General features: G+C 51.4%; 14 protein-coding genes. 7 read left to right on the forward strand and 7 right to left on the reverse strand.

The window, feature by feature from the left end; genetic code table 11:
• Window positions 1–6: 6 nt before the first annotated feature.
• The gene (locus EUZ85_RS19040; protein WP_164887292.1) at window positions 7–3636 is read right to left on the reverse strand and encodes a response regulator; all 3630 of its coding nucleotides are present in this window, start codon (window positions 3634–3636) and stop codon (window positions 7–9) included.
• A gap of 387 nt (window positions 3637–4023) precedes the next feature.
• Here EUZ85_RS19040 and EUZ85_RS19045 point away from each other — a divergent pair, with 387 nt between their 5' ends.
• On the forward strand, window positions 4024–5691 hold the full coding sequence (locus EUZ85_RS19045; RefSeq protein WP_127970913.1) for a sensor domain-containing diguanylate cyclase: 1668 nt from the start codon (window positions 4024–4026) through the stop codon (window positions 5689–5691).
• A gap of 70 nt (window positions 5692–5761) precedes the next feature.
• On the opposite strand, the gene EUZ85_RS19050 is transcribed toward EUZ85_RS19045, so the two are convergent.
• Entirely contained in the window at window positions 5762–6076 is a 315-nt protein-coding gene (locus EUZ85_RS19050; RefSeq protein WP_127970915.1) for an STAS domain-containing protein, read from the reverse strand.
• A 333-nt stretch (window positions 6077–6409) separates the two neighbouring features.
• Between EUZ85_RS19050 and EUZ85_RS19055 the strand changes: the two genes are divergently transcribed.
• Window positions 6410–6763, forward strand: a complete 354-nt coding sequence (locus tag EUZ85_RS19055; RefSeq protein ID WP_127970917.1) for a hypothetical protein — start codon at window positions 6410–6412, stop codon at window positions 6761–6763.
• Window positions 6764–6956: 193 nt separating this feature from the next.
• Here the strand turns inward: EUZ85_RS19055 and EUZ85_RS19060 are convergent, their stop codons facing one another.
• The 3 genes from EUZ85_RS19060 to EUZ85_RS31410 form a co-directional block, all read right to left on the reverse strand.
• Window positions 6957–7931: an acyl-CoA desaturase gene (locus EUZ85_RS19060; protein WP_127970919.1), complete on the reverse strand. Its 975-nt coding sequence runs from the start codon at window positions 7929–7931 to the stop codon at window positions 6957–6959.
• A gap of 712 nt (window positions 7932–8643) precedes the next feature.
• Window positions 8644–9132: a hypothetical protein gene (locus EUZ85_RS19070; protein ID WP_127970923.1), complete on the reverse strand. Its 489-nt coding sequence runs from the start codon at window positions 9130–9132 to the stop codon at window positions 8644–8646.
• An 81-nt stretch (window positions 9133–9213) separates the two neighbouring features.
• Complete coding sequence (locus tag EUZ85_RS31410) at window positions 9214–10122, reverse strand: NADAR family protein (protein WP_206617923.1); 909 nt, start codon at window positions 10120–10122, stop codon at window positions 9214–9216.
• 497 nt (window positions 10123–10619) lie between these two features.
• On the opposite strand from EUZ85_RS31410, the gene EUZ85_RS19080 reads away from it, so the two are divergent.
• Together EUZ85_RS19080 and pntB are read left to right on the forward strand one after the other, a co-directional pair.
• Window positions 10620–12146: a Re/Si-specific NAD(P)(+) transhydrogenase subunit alpha gene (locus EUZ85_RS19080; RefSeq protein WP_127970925.1), complete on the forward strand. Its 1527-nt coding sequence runs from the start codon at window positions 10620–10622 to the stop codon at window positions 12144–12146.
• 12 nt (window positions 12147–12158) lie between these two features.
• A complete protein-coding gene (gene pntB / locus EUZ85_RS19085) occupies window positions 12159–13535 on the forward strand; it encodes a Re/Si-specific NAD(P)(+) transhydrogenase subunit beta (protein ID WP_127970927.1) in 1377 nt (458 codons plus the stop codon).
• Between the two features lie 75 nt (window positions 13536–13610).
• Here the strand turns inward: pntB and EUZ85_RS19090 are convergent, their stop codons facing one another.
• Window positions 13611–14444 carry a GyrI-like domain-containing protein gene (locus EUZ85_RS19090; protein ID WP_127970929.1) on the reverse strand — a complete coding sequence of 278 codons (834 nt, stop codon included), beginning with the start codon at window positions 14442–14444 and terminating at the stop codon, window positions 13611–13613.
• A gap of 259 nt (window positions 14445–14703) precedes the next feature.
• Here EUZ85_RS19090 and EUZ85_RS19095 point away from each other — a divergent pair, with 259 nt between their 5' ends.
• The 3 genes from EUZ85_RS19095 to EUZ85_RS19105 all read left to right on the forward strand — a co-directional run bounded on the left by EUZ85_RS19095 (window position 14704) and on the right by EUZ85_RS19105 (window position 20178).
• Window positions 14704–15258, forward strand: a complete 555-nt coding sequence (locus tag EUZ85_RS19095) for a CAP domain-containing protein (RefSeq protein WP_127970931.1) — start codon at window positions 14704–14706, stop codon at window positions 15256–15258.
• Window positions 15259–15667: 409 nt separating this feature from the next.
• Complete coding sequence (locus tag EUZ85_RS19100; protein WP_127970933.1) at window positions 15668–19000, forward strand: ImpA family metalloprotease; 3333 nt, start codon at window positions 15668–15670, stop codon at window positions 18998–19000.
• A 440-nt stretch (window positions 19001–19440) separates the two neighbouring features.
• Entirely contained in the window at window positions 19441–20178 is a 738-nt protein-coding gene (locus tag EUZ85_RS19105; RefSeq protein ID WP_127970935.1) for a PEP-CTERM sorting domain-containing protein, read from the forward strand.
• Window positions 20179–20305: 127 nt separating this feature from the next.
• On the opposite strand, the gene EUZ85_RS19110 is transcribed toward EUZ85_RS19105, so the two are convergent.
• On the reverse strand, window positions 20306–20791 hold the full coding sequence (locus EUZ85_RS19110) for a hypothetical protein (RefSeq protein ID WP_127970937.1): 486 nt from the start codon (window positions 20789–20791) through the stop codon (window positions 20306–20308).
• Window positions 20792–20981 lie beyond the last annotated feature (190 nt).

Genomic DNA, 20981 nt, shown 5'->3' on the forward strand with positions numbered 1-20981 from the left:
AGACGGCTAGCCGATTGTCTTCAATAAATCGTCGCAATCTCCCAGGGCGGCGATGAAATCAAGTTGGGTCATGTGCGCTTCCAGTTTACTGAAGTAGTCTGGATAGCGTCGTTGGTACTTCGCTCGGAGCTCTTCAAAGTGAGTCATCGCGCTCATATCCGAGTTTTCAACCAGCTTCGCCAGTTTAATGACCTCCCTGCGCAACATCATGGCGGAGGGAATATCGGCGTCATCCGGCGGCGCCAGCTGCTGATTAAGGCTGTCCAACAGCCCTTGAATAGCGTCGCTCATAGCGTCCAGCTCACCCTGCAAACGACCCAGCGGACCGCTGCTGTATGAGCCATGAATCGCCTCGCGCTCCACCTGCTGCGTCAACCTGGCCAAATCATCCGCGCCGACAGTAGCGGCGATGCCTCTGAATGTATGCAATGCACGGGATAACTCAGATGGCGCTTTATTCAATAACGCGCTGTCCGACAGGAAGTCGCGCACCTTGGACAACTCAACGCCAAAGCAACTAACCGCCATACGAAATGCGCCCATATTGGAGCCAAAGCGCTTCAAGGCGGCGCTGACGTCCAAGCCGATTCTCAACCCCGCATCGATCAATTCCTGCCATGAAGGGAGACTGTTATTGAAGGCTGATGCAGGGATCTTTTTGCCGCCTGTATGCTGCAGGACGATCGCCACCACTTCCTTGATGTCGAAAGGCTTGCCAATATGATCATTCATCCCGGCCATCAGGCAACACTCTCGATCGGAAGCCATAGCGTTGGCTGTCATCGCCACAATAGGCAGGCGCTTTTCTCCCAGCGTGTTGCGAATTTCCCGAGTAGCGGTGTAGCCGTCCATATCCGGCATTTGAATATCCATTAACACCAGGTCGAATTGGGGCGACGCCTTTTTAACCGCCGCGATCGCCCACCTGCCTCCGCCCACGATCTCCACCTTCGCCCCCACCCGCGTCAGAAGCTCTGTCGCGACTTGCTGGTTGGTGAGATTATCCTCCACTAACAGTAAACGTAATCCAAGCAAGGGTTTACTGGCTGACGCGTCGGAGGCGGACACGTCTTCGTCCAGCCCGCCTGATTGCGACGCCTGAGCGTTGACGACTGCATCCAACAGCATGGAGGCAGTAACCGGCTTGACTAACAGGCCGTCAAGAATCGATTTGTAGTTAAATCCCATCTTATCCAGCACATTCTTGCCGTGGGCGGTCATCATGATAATCAGAGGACGCTTTTCCAGCAGCGTCATGCCCCGAATGCGACGACAGGCCTTCAACCCATCCGTACCCGGCATGCAGTAGTCCATGAATATCGCATCAAACTGGCCAGTGGTTGGAGATTCCAACTGCGCAATCGCGGCAGCCGCCGACGCGGCCATATGCACCTCCCAACCGAATGAACGGGCGATATCGGCAATGGCGGCTTGCGCGTATTTATTGTCGTCAACCACCAGCACATTCAGGTTACGCAGCTTCTGCGATAGCGGATGGGCCACCGAAGCGTTCAGGCTGTGATTGTCATCCAGTTGCAATTCCAGCGTAAACGTAAAAACGCTGCCTTTACCGGGGCGACTTTGCACCCGAATTTCTCCGCCCATCAAGTTGACCAGTTGGCGAGAAATCGCCAGCCCCAGGCCAGTGCCGCCAAACTTTCTGGTGGTGCTGGTCTCCGCTTGCGAAAAGCCATCAAAAATTAACTGCTGATGTTCTTCGGAAATGCCAATGCCGGTATCGCTGACGCTGAACGCCAGCGCGGCGCTTTGCGCGGTCAGTTTCACCATGCGTATCGACAGCGTGACCTCACCTTCCTGGGTGAACTTAATTGCGTTGCTCACCAGATTCAGCAGCACTTGCTTGAGGCGCAGGCTATCGCCAATCAGATGTAGAGGAGCCTGTGGATCGATGTCAAACAACAGCTCCAGTTCTTTGTCCCCCAGATTAGCGGACATCATGGCGCTGATCTCACTCATTAGCCGGTCAATATTGAAGGGATGAGGGTCCAGCGTCAGCTTGCCCGCCTCCACTTTGGAGAAGTCCAGAATATCGTTGAGGATCGATAACAAAGAACGGGAGGCGGCGGTGGTTTTCTCCACATAGTCCATTTGCTGGCTGTTCAGAGGCGTCATCTGCATTAATTGCAACATGCCGATGATGGCGTTCATCGGCGTACGAATTTCATGACTCATATTCGCCACAAAATCTGATTTGGCTCGGGACGCCTTTTCCGCGCACTCCTTGGCCATGGTCAACTCCATGGTTCTTTGCCTGACCTTCTGCTCCAGGCTGAGATTGAGCTTATATACCTCCTGTTGAATGGCCACCTGCTCTGAAATATCCCGGATAGCGAACGCAAAACCGACGACATCCCCCTCCTCCGCTTTAATGGGCGAGGCCGCCACGGATACATCCAGTAATCTGTCGTCCTTACAGCGTCGCTGCGTGTTGATGCTGCGCACAGGGCGGCCTTCCCGGATCATTTGCAACGCGGAGTAGGTTTCTTCCCGTTCCTGTTGCGGAACAATTAACTCGTCTAACGGTTTGCCCTGAACCTCTTTCTCGGTAAATCCGAACATCTGCTCCGCGGATTTATTCCAGTCGGATACCCGTCCGTTCAGATCCAGCCCGATTATCGCCTCACTGGAGCTATTCACAATCGCCGCCAGACGAGCCTGTTCCAGGGTCTCCCGCCACCGATGACGCATCAACAGCAAATAGAAATACAGAATCAAGCCCATCATGCCAATAACGCCCGCGAGCATTTCCAGCGCAAACACGCCAGCCTGCCTTGCCGGAGTCAAAACAAAAGCCTCCGGCACACTCACAATAAGCGTCACATGTCTGGTCGTATCCAACGGATCTAGCGCCAGGGTGCGTCTGGCGGCATAAACGAGACCATCAGAGGTATCATGCAGTTCCAATCCAGAACGGTTTCCCACCAGCCTATAATAGTCCTGCCATCGATGGCTCTCGTCTTTGTCGAAACCAAAGGTCTTGCTTAAATCAGGGTGCAGCAGAAAATCATTGTTTTCATTCAGAAGAAAAATGGCGAGTTCACCCGGCAGCCCATTTAACAGATCCGCAATGAGCGTATTCACATCCACGTTGATAATCACAATGCCGAACAAAGCGCCTTGCTCATCATAAACAGGCGTCGAGACGCGCAATGTGGGCACATCCGGCCGCTCGACTTCACCAAACTCCCGATTCAGATTGAAGTCCGAGACATATACCTCATCCTCAGCCCGCTCAAGGGTGGCGAGAAAGTAATCGCGACCGCCTTTCTGCTGCAATTGCCCTTCTGGAACGGCGATAATTTCGTTCCGCCGGTTGTTCACGCGAACCAGCTCAAGCCCGTTATTGGCCACCCCAATAAAACGGATTTGCGAAATCTCTCCGCTGGTCTCGATGAACTTGGCAAAAATAGTGGTCAGGCGCTCTTTTAATGTATTGATGGAGTTTTCTTCTTTGGGATCAAAACCGCCATTGGCGGCGGCGCGAACAATGCCGGGGACAGGAGGCGTTTGGGCGAGAAAGAGGGTATATCTCTTAAACTCATCGACTTCTTCATTAAGAGTTTCAGCTCGGTGGCGCAGCTGCTCATACAGCGCCCTCTGTTGTTGCTCCAACACCCTCTTTTCTTCAACTGAATAAGCTAACCAATAGACGGGGACGGAGAGTAGCAGAAAAATCAGAAGCGCCAACGACAATGCCCTCAAACCGAAATGCGAGGCAGAAGAAATCCAATGCTTCACCATTCCCTTACCTTCCCTTGCCGGCCTGAGTCACACTGGGCGGCCCAACGGTATTTCCGATCGAATTACTTTTGGCGCTTATACAAGTCTAGTCTAGATATGCAAACAAGTTGTTACTGAATACAAGTAAAACTTCGACATTTCGTAGGTATCCTCATCGCTAAACGTAGGTAGATTATACCTTTACGGGGAGTTTGCGCGTTTCTGACGGCTTAACTAATCTTTTAATATCCCCCCAATGGAATTCGTGGCTAGGACTGGCTAATGAAGCTCAAGTATTTGTTGATTGTCGCCTTTACTCTAGTCGCATCGTTGCCGCTCATGTTCACGTTGCAATACTTGAACAGGTTCACCACCGAGCAATATCACGCCAAAATCGAATCCCGCCTGTCTGAAATCTCGCTTGCCCATAAAAACCGCCTGCTTGGCTCTGTAGAGAGGCTGGTGGAAAGCACCGCCCTCATTTCCAGTCGAACACAAATGCGCGCCAGCCTGGACAACTGGAACAACATGGAGAGCCAAAGCGAAGCGAGCAAAATTAAAAGCATTATTGAGGACCCCAAGGCTGGCCGTGAGAATATCAGAAGCATTACGGTCTACGATAAAATCCGCCGTCCTGTCTCCAGTACGGCAAGTAGAATGAAACCGCTGCGTACGCCACCGTCAGCCAACGGCAATATCTTCATTTTTTTCAATCCAGAAGAAAACGCCACCCAGGTGTCCGTCATCATGCGCCTGATATTCAAGGAGACGCTAATTGGCGCCATCAAAGTTGATTACGACTTGGGAAGCATTCTGCACGAACAAAGCGAAGGTTTAGGCGACAGCGAGAAATGGATGTTCGCTTTACGCGACCATGAAAAATTCCTGCTGGTCGAACCCATAGACCAGAAAAAAGCGCGGGTGTCCTACCAAGTCATTCCATCAGGCCCCAAAAGCACCCCCATCATTGAGGCGCTGCAAGGCAACGAAGTCATCATGCGCAAAGCAACAAACCTGGCCGGTACGCCAGTGATCGCCTCCACCCGATATTTGCCGAGTCTTGGCTGGGGGCTGGTCTCGGAGCTGGACGAGTCCGAGGCCGCCGCCATCGTCGCGGAGGAAAAGCATCGCTTGTTCTTCATTGAGGCGATGATCGTCATCTTCTCAATAGGACTTGGGGCCGCCGTCAGCCTGTATGTCGCCAGACCGATCGAAAGCCTGATCAAACAGGTTGAGAACGCCGCTGACGGTCACCCCTATGAAAGCACGCTGCCGGCGAGTCTATTCGAAGTAAAACGTCTTTCCGGCACGTTTAACAGTATGTCCAAATCCATTAACGAACTCAGAAACAATATTGAGAGTCAGGTCTTCGAGAGAACCAAAGAACTCGACAAGGAAAACATCGAGTTACGGGAAATCGCCGCCCGGGATTCTTTGACCGGCCTCTACAATAGACGCTTCTTTCAAAACCGCTTGAATTATGAGTTCAGTCGGGCGAAGCGCTATGACACAGGGTTGACGCTGGTGCTGCTGGATATCGATCACTTCAAAAAAATTAACGATACCAGAGGTCATGCGGCGGGAGATGAGGTGCTTATCAGACTGTCTGCGTTTCTGAGTCAGTCACTCCGAAGCTCCGACTTAATCGCCAGAATAGGCGGTGAAGAGTTTTGCATTATTCTTCCCGAACACCTGGACGACGGAGTAAAAACCTTCATTGACCGGCTGCGCATCGATATCTCCTTGCTGGAGTTTCAGCATGAGAGCGAGAGCTTTCAGGTCACCTGCAGTTTTGGCGTGGCCGAGTGCCGCAACGACATCACTCAACCCAAAGAGATTCTTAAAAAAGCGGATGAAGCGCTGTACCAGGCCAAACGCACGGGAAGGAATCGCATTGTGTACGAATCGAGCGTCAACGTGATTGTGGATATAAAAAGCAGAAAGAAATAGCTTTCCGCCATACGTAAGTTTTGGCTGGAGCCACCAGCAATCAGGACCGCTTAGGGTGACGTAACCGTTATCAGGGATCGATAGCGGACTCGATGACAAATGACTTTTCAAACTTCGCTATCTCAAAAATCTTCCTGATTTCTCTGGAGCAGTTGATGATCTTTATCTTCGCGTCATTGCCTCCCAGATAACGTCGCATGTTCAGCAGCATGCCCAGCGCCGAACTGTCTATGCGAACCGTCTGCCGCATGTCGACGCAAAAACTTCGCGCTTGCGGGTAGGCTTCATAGGCTTTCCTGAATTGATTTACCAGTCCGAAGTCAAACTGACCCCGAATGGTGATAGTGACAGCGCCGTCACTGGAAGATTTAGTCTCTACGGTCATAACCCGCTTTTCCCTGCATGGTGTTCGATTTCAGAGCCCAAGGTCAGCCTGACGATGTCATCCAGCATAACTAAAAGCGCGGATACAGGCTTCCCACAAAGACACATAGCGAGTGTAATAACTATAGTTCATCAAAAAGATTACAGTAGACGTTGTTTGGCGATCCGTCTGTTTCCTGTATTTCCAGGCCCGTAACTCTCTCCCTTCCATTCTTAAATCTTTTGCTCCTAATTATTTTCAATTAAAACAAACAGGTATGGCATGCTGCTCGTCTAGACTGTACAGTCCACGCCTCATTCCCGTATTGAAAAGTTCAGGTTGTAAGGACATGGCATGAAACAACGTTCTTTGAAGCGACTGTCATTGACGACCCTTTTGTTGATTGGCGACCCCGTCTCGGCGACGACAAGCTGCAACAGCGCGGATTTTGAGTCTGGCGACATCCCCCGCGTTTTCGACGTCAAAGTCAGCAACAAAGACGCCATCCAGATCCAGAGCGATATCGTGCGCAAAGGCCGGTATGCCGCCAAGTTCGAAATCAAAGATGGCGAGAAAGACGGATTCCGAGCGGAGCTGAAAGACCCAGTAAGAGCCAGAATGAACGAAACCTACTGGTATTCATTATACCGGCCCCAATGCATACAACGACGACCAGGGCCCTTACTTCAAATTCGGCCTGTACCGTGACGATACACCGGAAACTTACACCGTATACTACGATGAATACCGCTGTGGCCAGAGTCGTAAAGACGTAGATTTTTAACGAACTGACAGCGTTCAAAACAGGAAAAGATGGCTCTGCACTACTCGTGCAGAGCGGATATTGAGAGCCTGATCAGGAAGAATAGATATGACGATGACGATGTCGACGTCAGAAAGATCAAGGCTTCACCATACATCCCAGCAACGGACAGGTAGACGGCTCTTTCATTGCCTCACTATCCGCTCGCGCTGGCGTCAAAGCACTGAGTTCAGGCCTGACCGGTAAATGCTCAGGTAACCTTACGTTCCACACCAATCCGATATTCATCAGCCGGTTCAACACCCACCAACCGGGATCAGACTGCCCTTTATAAATTCCCAGCATGGCGGAGCCAGGAAAAGCGTGATGATTGTTATGCCAGGACTCTCCCATCGTCAGCAATCCTGCAAAGCGAACGTTATAGCCCTGAACCGCAGCGCCATTAACATGCCAGTCGCGCTCGCCGCTGTTATGCGCAAAGTATCCAATCAGCCAGTGCCCCGTCACAGACACGGCGACACGCGCAGAAATGCCCCAAACCACCCAGCTAATGTCTCCGAGCCAATACAATAAGAGCGCCCAGGGCAACTGCTGCCACATCCAGGTTCTTTCCATAAACCGGTAAACCGAATCATCTTTGATGGCGCTTTCTGGGCAAAACGCGGGAGGACGCTCCAGACGCAAATCACAATTCAGCTGACGCCACCCGTCCATCAAAAACCCAGTTCCATGGCGAAGATACGAATGACACTTGGCCTTTCTCTGCGCCCAGTCCCGCAGATCATGCTGATACACCATTCCCAACGGCCCCGCCATCCCCACCAACACCCCGAGATGCACGAAGAAATACTCCATCCACTTCGGACACTCATAACTCCCATGGATCAACCGCCGATGCATCCCCAAAGAATGCCCCAGACACAACGTCGCTGCGGTAAACACAACAAACACCAGCAACGCATCCAGCGAAAACGTCAAATACCCGCCAATAAGCGCAATCAACAAATGCCCCAAATACCAAAAGGACTTCAAAGGCGCCCACACCACCTCGCCCGTATCCGGGCAGCAATTAGCCGTTTCTTGAATTCTGGGGACGCCGTGGTTTGTTTGCATAATTGGCTCGTTTTTCTTGGGTTGAAAATCGGTTGAGGGGATAGTGTTATCCTAATTCGAAGGGAATGTTGAGTCTTTTCTTATTAAGTCATGCTTGATTTCAAAGTGAAAATATAACTTCATAGTGGAAGCCTACTTTAATCCTGATGCGTCAGGCATAACTAATAATAACCTCAGTTCGCTCCAAAATCGCCTTCGATACAACCACGAACTGGCGTTAGCTGACAAACAGATTCTGCGGGCGGATACGGAAGGGAGAATAAACCGGGATATCGCGGAGACCGCGGCGTTCAAGGATGGGCTTAAAGAGCAGAGCCAAACTTAGGGGATGTGGTTTGTCGACGCTATCCGGGGCCTAATGCGACCACTGATTACTGGCTATCTGCTTATTCTGGCGACGTTTGTCACCCTGAATATTAGCCGCCATCTCGGTGGCGTTGGCGCGCTGAGCCCGGTCGAGTTAATGGCCCTGTATAAAGAGGCCATCGCGCAGATGCTATTTCTGACAACGATGGCCGTCACTTGGTGGTTTGGGTCAAGGCCGAGCCAAATACGAAAAGGTTAGTGAGTTCGTTACGTGCGAACCACAGAGTTTGAAACGATCTCCCTGCGGAGGCTGCTGGGCGAAAGTTGCCGGGAAAGCCTTATATGGCTGGGTCAAACTCACAATGGAGAGGGGCAATACAATAACTATGGGTTATTCAGAGGCTCCCTAATATTTAGGGTCTAAAGATTCATAGTCAATATCAAACTGGCATGATTCAAATTCATTATAATCACATGGGTCAAACTTTTTTGGCAATTTGGCTCTACTGCCTCCAACTCCTTTTTGAAGAACTTTTTCCGCAAGGTTTTTAAGTTCTCCCCACCATTTTGAGCTCAATCCTTCTACTGAATGCAATTCCCAAGAGTCATGTTTAGAGTATCCAGCGTTAATAAAACCTGTTAGCGCGTGAACCTCGTCTTCTACTTCTGGTAAATCTACCCACCACCAACCACCTGATGTTGATACCAAAGACAGGAATGATATAAGAGGGTTGTATCTGCCATCTTCCAAGTAAGGGCTATCCTTACTTGGAATTCGACCAGGCAAAACACCTTCTATATCACTTCTTTCAGAACAAATTATCGACAACATAATCCAGAAAGTATCTAAACAGTCATCTTCTGGCCATTGTTTAGGTCTGTCTTCAAGAATCATAAGGTCTGCCGCATATCTAACCATTCATTCCACGACTCGAAAAGAGTCTTGAATGCGCCATACTCATTTGGTTAGGGACTTTTACTTTTTTAGGTGATCAAGCCGATATCTTATCGCCGCTCTCACATTCATGAGAGCTTCACCTAAGAGGTTCTGACCTTTCCAATTAATTGGGTCATTAACCCCTTTGTCTTCTACAGCCATACCTATCCCCCACACTTTGTCATAGGGAGATGCTTCCACCAAGTAATAATCGCCTGTAGAGATCAAGGTCTCCTGCAAATCAGGGTTTTGCGAAAACTTAGCCATATTGCCCTGAAACACTATAGCTTCTTTAAAGAGGTCCCATGTTTTTTGGTCAAAATTTAATACATTTCTACCAGTCACTTTTTGCTGCTTCGGATCGGTCGCAGCCAGAATACTCAACGCGGATGTTTCATCGCCAAATAACTTGGCTTTGCTATACATCATAAACTGTTCAGCGCAATTGAAATCAATGCCAGCAACCTCAAACTTGCTCGGATGCCACTGACTGAGTGGTCCATGCCAGAAGAAAGCAAAAGGCTGCTTCTTTCCATCAGAACCATGTGGAAAAACTGAGTAATCGAGATTACTTATAGAGACATCATGGAGATATGCGTTCTGTACTCGCTGCATCCACTCCTTGTATGTCTTTGCATCATCAAACTCAGGTTCCAGCCGAACACCTTTGTTTTGTATTTGAAATTGAGGTAAGTTGCGTAAAGCGCCTTTCTTATCGCTTAGTATAGTTTCCACTAGTTCTCGGTAGTCCTTTTCTCGTAGCTCAAAGGGGCGCCACTTAACTTGAGGATGAATTTTCTTATCAAAGTATTCTTTTGCAATATGATAAGGGGGAATAACACCGCAATATATAGGACCTCCTTGTAAATTTATTAAAAAACCATACAAATCGGACTCATATTCTTTCTCGTCCTCATAGGCTTCATTAACAACATATTTCACAATCATATTTTGCCCCCCTATGGCATTGGGTTACCGCCCTGATAGGTTAGTTGATAATACAGGTTTTCGTACTCGACGGGAGGCGCATCTCCAATCGACCGCACAAATCGACGATTGTTGAACCACTCTCCCAAATGAGGGTCGCCCGCTCGATTTCATCCAGCCCTTACCAGGGCCTGTTTTTGTGGGCAGTATCACACGGCCTTGCTCCGGGCTAGCAGCAGGATGTTTGCGACGATAGTCCAGGGATGAGTCCTTAGAGAAACCTTGGGCGACTCATTTTAAAGGGCCACCAATATCTCCTTAAACGCCCAAATTTGGTTTGCACAGAAGGCGAGATAGCGTATCAATTGACAACTGTAGCCCCAGGGAAACTTACGGAGCCCAAGATTCGCTCATCAATCCCAAAATATGGGTATACAATGAACGACTTATGGTTAACCCATAGCCACTTGTGAGTTATCCAGCCTAAGGATTGAAATAACAACAAAGTGAGGAAGACGATGCAAATAGGCATACCCAAAGAGAGTAGACCTCATGAAAAGCGTGTGGCGGCGACGCCCAAATCAGTTGAGGAGTTGATCAAACTGGGGTTTTCGGTGGCGGTTGAGGCCGACGCCGGCTGGCTGTCCAGTTTTGGCGACGGGATGTATGAGGAAGTCGGCGCCAAGGTCGTTTCAAGAGAGGAAGCCTGGGGAGCGGATATCGTTCTCAGGGTTAACGAACCCAATGACGAAGAAGTCGAACTGCTGAAATCCGGAGCAACGCTTATCGGGTTTATCTGGCCCTCCCAGCATGAGGAATTACTGCAGAAACTGGCGCAACGGAACGTCACTGTACTGGCGATGGATTCCGTTCCCCGCATCTCCCGCGCCCAGTCCATGGATGCGTTAAGTTCAATGGCCAACATCGCCGGATACAGAGCGGTGGTGGAAGCCTCTCACCACTTCGGTCGTTTTTTCACCGGACAAATCACCGCCGCAGGCAAAGTGCAACCCGCCAAAATTCTGGTCATCGGAGCCGGCGTCGCCGGGCTGGCGGCGATCGGCACGGCGGGCAGCCTCGGCGCTATCGTGCGCGCCTTTGATACTCGCCCCGAGGTAAAAGAGCAAATCCAGAGCATGGGCGCGGAGTTCCTGGAAGTCGACATGGAAGAGGAAAGCTCCAGCGGCGACGGCTACGCCAAAGTGATGAGCAAGGCCTTTATCGAAGCGGAAATGAAGCTGTTCCTGGAACAGGCGAAGGATGTGGACATCATCATCACCACCGCCATGATTCCCGGCAAACCAGCCCCCAAACTGATCACCGAGGAAATGGTGAAAGCCATGCGCCCCGGCAGTGTAATCGTCGACTTGGCGGCCCCCAACGGCGGTAATTGCGAGCTCACCCAGCCTGGAGAGATGGCGGAGATTCACGAAGTTAAAATCGTTGGCTACGTCGACCTCCCCTCTCGCTTGCCTACTCAGGCCAGTCTGTTGTACAGCAACAATCTGGTCAATCTGATGAAGCTGCTGTGCAAAAACAAAGACGGAGCCGTCGACATCAACTTTGAGGACGAAGTCATTCGCGGCGTCACTGTCGTGAAAGACGGCGAAATAACCTGGCCGCCGCCGCCAATCAAAGTCAGCGCCGCGCCGCAACAGCCGAAGGCCGCCGCCGCCCCGCCTCCGCCCAAGTCGCAGCCGATGTCGAGTTCCTTCAAACACGGCCTGCAGGCCGCAGGAGCCCTGGCGTTGATATGGCTCGCCAGCGCTGCGCCCTCGGAATTTCTGTCTCACTTTACGGTTTTCGTTCTCGCCTGCATCGTGGGTTATCACGTCGTCTGGAGCGTCACTCATGCATTGCACACGCCATTGATGAGCGTCACCAACGCCATCAGCGGCATTATCGTCGTCGGCGCATTACTGCAAATCAGCAGCGACAGCCTGTTAGTGACCTTTTTGGCCGCCGCCGCGACGCTGATTGCAACCATCAACATCGTTGGGGGATTTGTCGTCACCCATCGCATGCTGAAAATGTTTCGGAAATAGGAGAAGCGACTCATGTCATACAGTGTAATCACCGCCTCCTATATCATTTCCGCCGTGCTGTTCATTCTCAGTCTGGCGGGTCTCAGCAAGCAGGAGACCGCAAAAACCGGCAACCTCTACGGCGTCATTGGCATGGCGCTGGCGTTGCTGGCCACTATCGCCAATCCACAGGTGTCCACCGTCTGGTTGATCATTCTCGCCATGGCCGTCGGCGCAGTAATTGGCGTTAAAGTCGCCTTAAAGGTGGAAATGACGCAAATGCCTGAACTGGTGGCGATCCTGCACAGTTTCGTCGGTCTCGCCGCAGTTCTGGTCGGCTACAACAGTTATCTTGAACATGGCCCGCTGAGCGGCGCGCTGTTGAGCATTCACCTGACTGAGATCTTTCTCGGGGTCTTTATCGGCGCAATCACCTTTACCGGCTCAATTGTCGCTTTCGGGAAGTTACGCGGGTCGATCAGCTCCAAAGCCCTCATGCTCCCCCATCGCCATAAGCTCAATCTGGGCGCGGGCGTCGTTTCTTTCTTACTTATGCTGTATTTCGTCAAAGCCGGCGGCAACGGCTTCAGCCTGCTGCTGATGACATTGATCGCTCTGTTTATTGGCTGGCATCTGGTGTCATCCATCGGCGGCGCAGACATGCCTGTCGTCATATCCATGCTCAACTCCTATTCAGGATGGGCGGCTGCGGCGGCGGGTTTCATGCTGTCCAACGATCTGTTGATCATCACCGGCGCTTTGGTAGGCTCTTCAGGGGCGATTCTCTCCTACATCATGTGTAAGGCGATGAACCGCTCCTTTATCAGCGTCATCGCGGGCGGTTTTGGTAATGACCCCGCGCCTGAAGACGCAGATGCGGAGTATGGCGATCCTCAGGAGATTAATGCGGAAGGCGTGGCGGACATGCTGAAAGGCTCGCACTCGGTGATCATCACTCCCGGATACGGTATGGCGGTGGCTCAGGCGCAGCATCCTATCTATGAAATCACGCAAAAGTTACGTGAGCATGGCGTGGAAGTCCGTTTCGGCATTCATCCTGTGGCGGGTCGTCTTCCCGGTCATATGAACGTACTGCTGGCGGAGGCGAAAGTCCCTTACGACATCGTCCTGGGCATGGACGAGATCAACCAGGATTTCCCGGAAACAGACACTGTCCTGGTGATCGGCGCTAATGACACCGTGAATCCCGCCGCGTCGGAGAATCCAGGGAGTCCATTGGCGGGCATGCCCGTGTTGGAAGTATGGAAAGCGAAGAACGTCATCGTATTCAAACGCAGTATGAATGCTGGCTACGCCGGAGTTCAGAATCCGCTGTTCTTCCGCGATAACGCCTTTATGTTGTTCGGCGACGCCAAAGCCAGCGTCGACGCTATTCTGAAAGCGATTTGATAACGCACTCAGCTCAACAGGCGCTTAACGGCGAACCTGTTGAGCTGATCCGGTGCTAGAAATACATCACGTCATTTAGGCGATAGTCAGATAGATATCCACTTGCGAGTCTGGGCTGTCAGGGCCCGTGAATCGTCTATCGTAAAGCTCAAAGTCAGGGCCCTCGATTCTTTCCAGATTGCTTTCCGGCAGGTCTCGGGAGCAGGCTTTGCGGAAGGTGGCGTTGAGCCCCGCAACCGGTCCTGTGTGAGTCAAAACGGCGTAACGCGCCGCCGCCACCTCAACAGACACCATGCCCTCAGGAACCGGACTCCCCGACGCCACTTCCACGCCGGCGATATAACGGAACTCGCCGTCTTCCAATGGCAGGCACAGACCGTAGGACGCTTCGTAATTAACCCGGCCGCGGATTTCATCCTCTCTGGGTAGATAACGTCCCCACAGCATGGGTATAGAGTCCCTGACGTCGCTGCTGCGATACTCCATTCCGATAAGAGTGAATGCGGGAAGCTCTTTGACTTGCGGTTTTACTGCAGCGCCTTGTGTCGAATTCATACTATTGTTCTCCATAATGGGTTGCTTCAGGTATATCAGCAATTCATTGAGAAGCTTGCGTTTATCTTCGATTTCCCGCTCCAGCCCGGTGGCGTGCACGCACAGCTTGTTGCGTAATACATGTTCATCGCTCAACGCCCCCTGCTCCTTGAGACTGCGAATGCTTTCCAACGGCACGCCCATGTCGCGCAGCCATAAAATGCGTTGCAGCTCGTCGATTTGCGATGGCGCATAATAGCGATATCCATTTTCACGACCGTATACCGCTGGATGAAACACCCCAGCGCTCTCATAATGGCGTAATGTTTTGGTGGATACATCGAATAGACGGGCCATCTGCCCAATCGTCAGCATGTTATTTCTCAACTCCGTCAATGAATGCTCACCCCCAGCTTGAAGCTTTCCCCAAGGGTAAGGTCAAGCGTGGCCCAACAAGAACAAATCCATCATCAACTTTTATATACCAAACGGAACTCATCCCAAAGCACTAATAAAACACCCTATTTGGCTTAATGATAGCTTTAAGTAGATGTTTTATTTTATTGATTCATAGAGCAAGGACCGCCGTATCTCCGTCCGTCAAAGCAAAGATGATTTATTGGGGGAATTCCAAATGCATTTAAACAACATCACTCGCATTCTGTTGCTGACCGGAGCCGTATCTCTGGTTGGTTGCGGCGGCTCTGGCGGGAGCGGCGGAGATAACGTCGCTGACGACGGCGGAACCACTACCCCTTCCGATTGCCAGATGACGGACTTGGACAAGCAATTGCTCAAGGCGCACAACGAGGCCCGCGCGCAAGCGCGTTCCTGCGGCGATGAAAATTACGGCAAAGCTCCCCCGCTGACCTGGAACTGCAAACTCGCCGCCGCCGCCAGCGCTCACAGCAAAGATATGGCGGACAATAACTTCTTCAGCCACACCGGCTCCAACGGCCTCAGCGTAGGCGCGCGCGTAAAATCACAAGGGTACTTCTATCAACGCGTTGGAGAAAACATCGCCGCCGGATACGGTTCCGTCTCGCAGGTCATGAAAGGCTGGCTGGACAGTCCAGGTCACTGCGCCAATATCATGAGCAAAGGTTATACAGAAATGGGGGCCGCCAAAGTCGACGCATCCGACGCAGACTACCCTTCTTATTGGACGGCGGTTTTCGGACAGAGATAACATTCATCACGCCAACGTCGTCACAGTAAATTCATAACGAAACAGTTTTTCGGCGAAACATATTAATAATTAGGCCAAAAGCACTAAATTAATTTAATGTTTTTGGCTTAATGATCCCCCAATAGATATGTTTTATCCTCATCAACTCTCTATTTATATCTCTCTAATTACCTGTTTTTAAATACGATATCTCTAATATCGTCTCAACATCATTCGTTTACGATTAGTTTGTTGAGTTTAGTTTAAAAGAAGTAATTCAATAACACATAAATACACAAATAATTACATATAAATTGGCGCGCCTTCACATTTTATAATTGTTGTCACGCCGCTTATAGCACGCGTTTCTACGACAACGTAATATTGCGTGCTTTTTGATCAACGCCAATGTAGAAAACGAGGAAATAAGATGTTGCGGTTTCATCCTTTAGCCGGATCGATACTCCTGGCAAGCGCCATCGCTTTGACCGGCTGTGGGTCAGACGACGACGCCAAGATCGGCGGTAATAACAGCGGCGGCGACAACGGATCAGCAGTTGACGGCGGAACAACCTCCGGCGGAAGCGATACCGGAAACGGCGACACTAATAGCGATGACTCCAATGGTAGCGGCGACGCCAACGACGGCGAGTCTGATGGAGACAGCGCGACAGATGGCGACTCCACTGGCGGAGACTCTGTTGATGGCGCAGGCGGCGATGACGACGACGCCAGCAGCGACAGCGACGATACCAGTGATGGAGATGACGCCTCTGACGATAGTTCCAGTGGGGACGATACAGGCAGTGATGACGACACAGGTAGCGACGACTCTGACGACGATAGCTCAGGCAGCGACGCCAACCAGCCCCCCACTATTTCCGGGACGCCCAGCCCATTAGCCAAAGAAGGCGACCCCTTCAGCTTCACCCCCACTGTTAACGATATAGACGGCGACACCCTTACATTTCAGCTAGTGAACGGCCCATCCTGGATGAGCATCAACGCTAACACCGGCAAAGTTACGGGATCTCCCAGCGCAGATGACCTGGGCATGGCGAAAGGCATTGTCATTCGCGTATCTGACGGGGAAAAAAGCGCCGATTTGAAGTTTGATCTGGAAATCGCCTTCAATCCCGTGGAACAGGCCATTCGTACAGGCGACGCACTGGTCGTCGAAAACAGCCGCGATCTCGCATCCGCCGCGTTGCGCACGATTGAAGCCAACCGCACCCGCTACAATCAAGCCCGCATTGATCTGTTCCAGCTGAATACCGATGGAACCGCCAAAGGCGATAGCCTCACCGCCATTGATTGGGACCCTACTCACGACGCCGCGCAGATAAGCGCCATGTTTGGCGAAAACGAAGCCATTCTGATATCCAATGCGGCCAATGAAGGCAAAACGGTTTATAACCGCGGCTTTGGCGTTATCGGCGAAGATGATGCGCGCTATATGGTCCTTGGCGGTAACCCCATGCGCGAACGCGGCAGCGCCAATGAGCAAATGCACCAATTTATGCAAAACGCGATCGTCTGGCTGACTGGTAGAAATAATTTCGACGCACAACCGCTTAAGCTGGTCATGGCGCAAATGGATGAAAGCTACTGGTTTCATGACGCCACCGGCGTGCGCAAGTGGCTGGACCAGCGCTATGGCGAAAACGTCAGCTACAACGCGCAGGGAGATTGCGATGGTTCCAAACTGGCGGACTGCCTCAATACAAATCCGGACTTGCTGATCATTTCCCAAAAAAGCGATGAAGCGGATGTTGACGCCATCACTGCGACGGTAGCCGCCGCCATGGCGAAAGGGACGCCAGTGCTGTATCTGCACTGGGACGGCAATTTGACCAGCTTGGGAGGCAAACTTTTCACGCTGTTTAACGTGTCCTACCAGGAAGACAACTACTGGAAAAGGCTCTATCTAAGCGGTTATGACTCCATCGACGACATGGGCAAGATCCCGGAGAGCGTCACACACGTTAAAACCATGCTGACTCACTTTGAAAACGAGGATTACGCTTTCGACTGGTCCGCCTGTGATGGCGAGAACTGCTCCGCCGTCAGCGGCCTGAATGCCGGTTTCTTCGAAGGCGCAGACGAAGTGCGCAGCATCATGTCCAACCTGGACAAGAGTAAGATGGATATCTTCGCCAACGAAGGTAAGCGCTATCAAAAGTTGCTCGCGTTATTGGGCGACCACTACCGCGCCAGCGCCACCTATCCTATGGACAAGATTACGACGGAAGATAATGCGTTCCTGAAATCGCTGTACGCGGACTACTCGGTCTACAACTACCGCGCGCTGAATCCCGCACAAAAGGATATGGGCAATTTCAGCCGCAGCAACTTCGATCATGTCTCAACCGTCACCAAGACCATAGACATGGAAAGCAAACGCTATTTCCGCGCCGCCGGCGTTTACGCTTTGCCTGGACACACGGTCAAGGTGACTCGCCTGGACAGCGCCGACGTGGCCACCTCTATCTTTGTCAACACACAGCGTTCCGGGGCCACCCATCAGTTTGAGAAGAACGGCTATACCCGTCCGAAATTCCTGCAGACGCCGAAGTTCAGTATAAAATCCGGCGAGAGCATTACCTTCACCTCCGCTTACGGAGGCCCGGTGCAGATTGAGTTTGGCGGCAACGGCAAGAACGTTTCTTTCCGATTCGAGAATGTGGGCGAACATCCCTTCTGGAACGGCGAAGAAGACAACGCCAGCTTTGAACAGGCCTTGGCTCAGGGCGACTACGATTGGGCGGAACTCGTCACGCCAGGCTTCGAAGTCCACTCCAAGCTGGATAAAATGCGTAAGTCCATGCAGGACGAAAACTGGAAAACCGGCGCGGCTCTGGCGGCGGGAACCATGCGCTACATCCATAACTTCCCGCACATCCTGGCTGGCTTCAAAGGACCCGGCATTGACGTAGTGGCGGAAATACATGACTTCGCGGCGGCGCACAGCCTGGAAATCGAGCATATCGATATCGTTAAGCACATGAACGCGGATCAGGCCACCTGTGGTTATGGCTGCTCAGGCAACCCATATGACGCCTATTGGGAATTCAGTCCGATTGGACACGGCGACATTCACGAATTAGGGCATGGCCTGGAGCGCGGCCGTTTCCGCTTTAACGGCTGGGATGGACATGCAAGCACTAACCCTTACTCCTACTACTCGAAGTCGCATTACTACATTGATACCGGCAAAAATCCGGACTGCCAGTCTTTGCCTTTCGAAAGTATGTTCAATGTGCTGCGCGACTCCGTCAGTGAATCCAACCCACAGGCCTACGTGCAAAGCAAAAAATTAACCGGCTGGTCCAACGGCGCTGGAATCACGGTGCAAATGATGATGACCGCTCAGGGCGAAGGCAAATTGAATGACGGCTGGAATTTGCTGCCCAGACTGCACATTCTCGATCGCAACTTCAATTCGGCGTTAGCCAGCGAGGAAGCCTGGTCAGCGGCGAAAGCTAATCTTGGCTTCTCTCAATACAGTCTGGATGAAGCAAAAAGCATCAACAGCAATGACTGGATGACGGTGGCGGTCTCCTACGCTACAGGCCTGGATTTCCGTGATTACCTGTCCATGTGGGCGTTGCCGTTTAGCGCCAAGGCCTCAGCCCAGGTTGCCTCCTTCAGTCTGCCTGTGGCCCCGCGTAAGTACTATGCGTCTGGCGGCGACAAGTTCTGCTATGGCCTGGATAAACCAAGCATTCTCGTAGACGGCGTGCAAACCTGGCCAAGCCTGTAAAACTTTACTCGTCTTCCTCAGCGAAGATCAGGTAATCAATAAAGCGGCGCTATGCGCCGCTTTTCATTTCAGATGCGCCTACGCAAGTGTCCGATAAAGCACACAACCGTCAGAAAATTTACAAGGTTAAGTTTAAGAAACTGGCTTTTTCTGTCAGGTTACACTGACATGTAAAAGCGCCAACGCTCTCTGCGTGTAACTTTTTAATCCTTTATTTTCAATAATATAAAAAGACTTCGTTAAGTAATTTCATATGTCTGCTTTCCCAGACTCCTCCCTTCGTATGTCAGTAAATTTTACGGATTAGGCAATACGGACTACTTAATGACAGGCTGTCACATTGAAAAATAAGGTTAATTGGGTTTTGGCACAACCAATGCGTGAGAAAGCGGTGATGTACCCAGACCTACTTACCCCAATTAGAAAAAAAGGAGTTGGTTATGACCTCAAGAATAAAGCACGCCCTTACAGCGCTGTCTTTGAGCGTAGCCGCAGTCAGCGCACATGCCGTTACTATCAACGACGGATATAACGGGGCCGGCCTCTCATACAACGCCGACGTTTTTGGCGATCCCAATGTCTACCAAGTCGACCGTATGGAAGTTACCTACGACAGCGACAACCTCTATGTATCCGTATTCACAAACTTTTTCGAAGGCGCGGACTCATACGGGCACAAGTATGGGGATCTCTTTATAAGCGTCGATGGCTGGAGTCCTTTCGGTAACGCAGCAGATCGCTACAAAGACGATGACATCACCAACGGTGAAAAGTGGGAATTCGCTCTGGACACCTCCACTGGCGATCTTTACAGCCTGTCCATGGTTGATTACATGGATCAACTAGTCAGCTCCGGTACCAGCAGCAGCGTTCGAAAAAACCAGGAAGTCGCAGTTAACACCAGCAAAGCCACTTTAGTGGCGGGTGAGACTTCAAGTGCAGATTTAAGCGGCGTCAGCACAACAGTTGGAACCATGGGCGTATTGTCATTCACGTTAACGCTGGCTGACCTCGGCATCACAGACCTGAGTTCTTCCACAGCACTAGGTCTACGTTGGGCCGCCACTTGCGCTAATGATGTTATTGAAGGCGGATTGAGCGTTCCAGAACCAGGCACACTGGCGATGCTGGGATTGGGGCTTGTTAGCTTAAGCCTTTCCCGCCGTAAAAAAGCCTGATTTCTGCAGATTAATACAATAAGTCGATAAGAACAGGGTGACAGGTGTAAGGCGCAGCGGAGAGTGTAGAGTTTTTTTACACTCTTGTTACACCCCTCCCGACTACAACCGAACAGGGACGTTTTACTTACTCCGTGACAAACTCCGACACCAGCGCCAGCGTGTCGTTCTCTCTACCGATGAAAATCGTCGCTTTCCACAGCATACGTCCGGTAATACACACGGGCAGGTATCCCTCCCCTTGAAATGATCCGTCCGCCATCCGCGTTAGTTTGGTCTGATTAAGCCCCATGTACATATCGGCGCCCTCAAAGTCGACTCGGACCCGCTCCGCCTCTATGCCTTGTAATTGAAGGTGAATAGGAAATGCCCGCGCGGGATGAATCGGCTCATCGCCAAATGAAAAGCGCACATTGCCTACATCGACTGGAAGGCTGCACTGACCTTGCTCAGTCGCGCATTCAGTGACTTGTATAAAACGGATATTCTTGAATTGGTCGATATCGAGAGCGCCGGAACTGGGAAGCCATTGCCGCACCAGACCTAACGACGCCAGAAGCAACACCAGGGCGAGCAATGCTGCGCCCCTCACCCAATAACGCTTGAACTGCAACGTCAAAACCTCATTCGCGCTGATGATGGGAAGGATATGGCCGCGCAGTGTGCCTTTCGGATCAGAAATTGTCCAGCGACAATTTGACGCATAACTCCGCGTTAACGCTACATTTTCTCAGTGTGCGCACTGTGTTAGGCTTGGACTCCGATTGAGTCTCCTGATTGATAGCCGCCTGAACCCCGTAACC

Source organism: Hahella sp. KA22 (genome assembly GCF_004135205.1).
Classification (GTDB): domain Bacteria; phylum Pseudomonadota; class Gammaproteobacteria; order Pseudomonadales; family Oleiphilaceae; genus Hahella.

Bases quoted from the DNA above. Each gene is read 5' to 3' on its own strand.
- EUZ85_RS19090 (WP_127970929.1), bottom strand. From the start codon at position 14,444: ATGCTGACGATTGGGCAGATGGCCCGTCTATTCGATGTATCCACCAAA.
- EUZ85_RS19105 (WP_127970935.1), top strand. From the start codon at position 19,441: ATGACCTCAAGAATAAAGCACGCCCTTACAGCGCTGTCTTTGAGCGTA.
- EUZ85_RS19100 (WP_127970933.1), top strand. From the start codon at position 15,668: ATGTTGCGGTTTCATCCTTTAGCCGGATCGATACTCCTGGCAAGCGCC.
- EUZ85_RS19060 (WP_127970919.1), bottom strand. From the start codon at position 7,931: ATGCAAACAAACCACGGCGTCCCCAGAATTCAAGAAACGGCTAATTGC.
- EUZ85_RS19055 (WP_127970917.1), top strand. From the start codon at position 6,410: ATGAAACAACGTTCTTTGAAGCGACTGTCATTGACGACCCTTTTGTTG.
- EUZ85_RS19070 (WP_127970923.1), bottom strand. From the start codon at position 9,132: ATGATTCTTGAAGACAGACCTAAACAATGGCCAGAAGATGACTGTTTA.
- pntB (WP_127970927.1), top strand. From the start codon at position 12,159: ATGTCATACAGTGTAATCACCGCCTCCTATATCATTTCCGCCGTGCTG.
- EUZ85_RS19050 (WP_127970915.1), bottom strand. From the start codon at position 6,076: ATGACCGTAGAGACTAAATCTTCCAGTGACGGCGCTGTCACTATCACC.
- EUZ85_RS31410 (WP_206617923.1), bottom strand. From the start codon at position 10,122: ATGATTGTGAAATATGTTGTTAATGAAGCCTATGAGGACGAGAAAGAA.
- EUZ85_RS19080 (WP_127970925.1), top strand. From the start codon at position 10,620: ATGCAAATAGGCATACCCAAAGAGAGTAGACCTCATGAAAAGCGTGTG.
- EUZ85_RS19045 (WP_127970913.1), top strand. From the start codon at position 4,024: ATGAAGCTCAAGTATTTGTTGATTGTCGCCTTTACTCTAGTCGCATCG.
- EUZ85_RS19095 (WP_127970931.1), top strand. From the start codon at position 14,704: ATGCATTTAAACAACATCACTCGCATTCTGTTGCTGACCGGAGCCGTA.